This is a genomic window from Vibrio methylphosphonaticus, from assembly GCF_023634655.1.
GTDB lineage: Bacteria > Pseudomonadota > Gammaproteobacteria > Enterobacterales > Vibrionaceae > Vibrio > Vibrio methylphosphonaticus.
In genome coordinates, this window is record NZ_JAMKMS010000045.1 from 1 (window position 1) to 3244 (window position 3244).

Here is a 3244-nt window from a genome sequence, read left to right on the forward strand (position 1 = left end):
CTAATAATCACATTACTTAATCAGAGATTAGTAATGTGATTATTAGAAAAAGCCCATGCTCGTTTACATACTCACATGGGCTTTAACCGCTCTAGTTGTTTTTACCACCTAGAAGTTGTTGTCATCAAAGTCGTGCTGACTGCCTCCTGAAGATTGGTCGTCATGGCCGAAGCTTCCTGAATCATCAGTGAAGTCGATTCCAGTATCCGTGTTGTCACCGGATGTCCAATCACCGCTGCCTCCTGCATCTTGCAGACCCGATGTGTCTGTAGGTGCTTGGCTGCTAGCCTGCATAGCGTGTTGTTCATCAACTTCAATAGTCGTTGTTGCTGATGCTCCTTCTATTGGTGTATCGAGTTCATCTACACCTTGGAACGAGATTGACGCTTCACCTTGGAATGAATCTCCTAGTGACATGCTTACTGGCTGCGATAAATCACCGGATACTGTGTACGTACCATCTCCGTTGTCTAATGCACCACTTACCGATGCTCCATCTGGAATGCCAGACAGTTCAACTTGTTCTACACCTTCAGCGGATGCAACTTCGTCAGGAATCGACAAGTTGACATCAGTGCCTGGCGCTGCTGTAACATCGGCAGCTTCGTCATCTTGGGTTGCTTCATCGTTAGCGGTTGCTTCGACGGTTTCTTGCGAAGTTTGCGTCTCAGCGGTTGTTTGTTCTGATGCCGACTCCTGTGTAGTGACTGCGTCTGGAGCGGTTTCAACATTCATTGTAGTGGCGAGTGTTTGTTCTTCTCCACCACTTTGAACGGTTGCCTCCAGAGGTATGTCGCCGCTAAATTCAGAATCTGGCCAGAATGTCCATTGATCATCTCCTGCTGGAACCAGCGCACCTTCGTCTCCAGAATAACTGAGCTCAGATAAGCTAGCATCATCGGCAACATCAAGGCTTGAAAGTACTTGGTCTCCATTAATACTAATAGAGCCGTCATCAGCTTGAGCTAGCGGTTCTACTGTAGAAGTATCTTGCTCATCAACGTTAATGTTAAAGTGACTTTCAACACTGTTTTCACCATCGCTAGCAACGAAGCCAACTTGAGCGCTGCCAGTATAACCTTCCGCTGGCGTGAACTGATAGCCACCCTGCCCGTCAGACTCAAGCAAGCCCTCTCCTTCAAGCAATGTGACTGACTCAATCGTCATCTCTTCACTATTGTCTGTGCTCAAGGTGCTTAACATATCAGCGTCTGAAAAGTTTAATGGCTCACTTTCAGTTACATTCGCTGAGGCGATAGCATCAATCTGTGGTCCATCGGTGATTTGCCCTTCATTTTCATGAACACCAATGGTGCTCTGTTCATCATGAAGTATTCCGTCACGTTCTACGACATACGCAAAGTCGACTTCTCCGGTAAATCCTTCTGCCGGGTTGAATGTCCAGGTGCCATCGCCATTATCCATCATCGTGCCTTGGTTCGGATCAACCAAATGAACCATTTGGATTGCATCCTCGTCGTTCGCATCAATGTTTTGTGCCATAGCGATTAGATCCGCTTCTGATATAACAATCGGTTCACCAAGAACGGTATCGAAATCCCCTGCAATTTCACTGCCTTCTGGTTCCGGTAACGGTTCATCACCATAATCAACGGTAGTTGCGCTAACGGTGACAAAGAAATTACCTGAAAAGTCTTCAGGTGGTGTTAATTGAAGATCATCGATATTCCAATTGGTAATGCTGATCATTTGTCCTGGCTCAGAGATGATGACCGTATTTTCTCCGTCACTCACTTCGAACCCTACAGGGAAACCAGTCATGACAAGATTGCTTAGCATTTCAGAATCGTCAATTAGGTCGACGTTTAGTCCTAGGTGCCCTGTAGAGTCTTCCGAGAATACTAGTGGACCATCATGTTCTGTGGTGATTACTGCTCCGTCTGCAACTGGACGAACGAATACCGGTACATCTAGTGCTGTTTCAAACTCACCATCGGATGCGATGACCTGCAAGCCTGAGGTACCAGCAAAGTCACCAGTTGGTGTGAATGTCCATGTGCCATCACCATTGTCATTCAAATCACCGGCGTCTTCACCATCTGGCATAATGATGCGTGAAATAACGAGGTTATCGGTATCCACATCACCAAAGAGGTCAAGCATATCCGATGAATCGAAGGTAAATGCCCCATCCTCATTTGTGGTTAAGACGGCATTACCATCGTTAAATGGTGCATCATTGACTGGAATAACATCGACATTTAGTGAGCCTTCCGCGGTGCTTTCCCCATCGCTGATTTCATAAGCAAGCTCTACTAGGCCATTGAAATCTTGTGAGGTTACTAAGTGATACATACCATCGGGCTGTTGTTGCAGTTGAGCATTTTGTGGTGATTTAACGCTGATACTGTCTAGCGTGAGGTCGTCACCATCTAAGTCACTTGCTTGCGCCAAAATGTATTCTGGGTCAATGACCATGACTTGGTCTTCTTCACCTAGCATTTCAATTGCTGGCGCTTGCGGTATGTCATTGACAGCCGCAATGTCAATGTTGCCCTCAACTGGCGTTAGATCTGTTCCATCATCTACATTGAAGCTAAATGGAACATCACCATTAAAGTTATCTGTCGGGGTGAACGTCCAAGTACCATCGCTATTGTCAACCAACGAACCGAATGATTCATCAATCGATAGGTCTGTTGCTATTAGGCTGTCCCCGTCAATATCCTGTGCGTGTTTCAACAAATCTTCTTGAGAAATGATGATAGCGTTATCTTCCGTACCCTGTAGATTCACAGGATCGGACGTTGCTGGGTCATTGATTGGATTAACCGTGAGATCCGCGTTTGCGACAATGGTTTCAGTGCCATCAGAAATATCGAAGTTTAGGTCAATGTCTCCATTGAAATTGGCATCAGGTGTGATGGTAACGCTACCATCTTCGTTTGTCGTGACGGTCGCATTGTCTCCGGCGCTTAGGTTAGCCGCCATGAGGTTGTCACCGTCAACATCTGATGCTTGAGCTAGCAATTGCTCTTGTGTCAGAGTAATTGAACCATCTTCGTCAACGCTGTAAGCCAGGTCGCCAGAGACTGGCGCATCGTTCACGGCAATCACTTCGATGCCAGCGGTAGTATCTGCCGTCGCACCATCTTCATCTACAACGATAACGTCTAGAGATACATCGCCGTTGAAGTTTTCGTTTGGTGCAAAGCTGTACGTACCGTCGCCATTATCCGTGAAGATACCGTCTGTGCCGGAGTAAGACACATCACTAACACTC

Annotated in this window: 1 protein-coding gene; it reads right to left on the minus strand. The window is 46.5% G+C overall.

Features of this window, described 5'->3' with window-relative positions:
* Positions 1 to 108 precede the first annotated feature (108 nt).
* Positions 109 to 3244, minus strand: a 3136-nt coding sequence (locus M9196_RS23060) for a tandem-95 repeat protein (RefSeq protein ID WP_250619847.1), incomplete at its 5' end; no start/stop codon positions are given.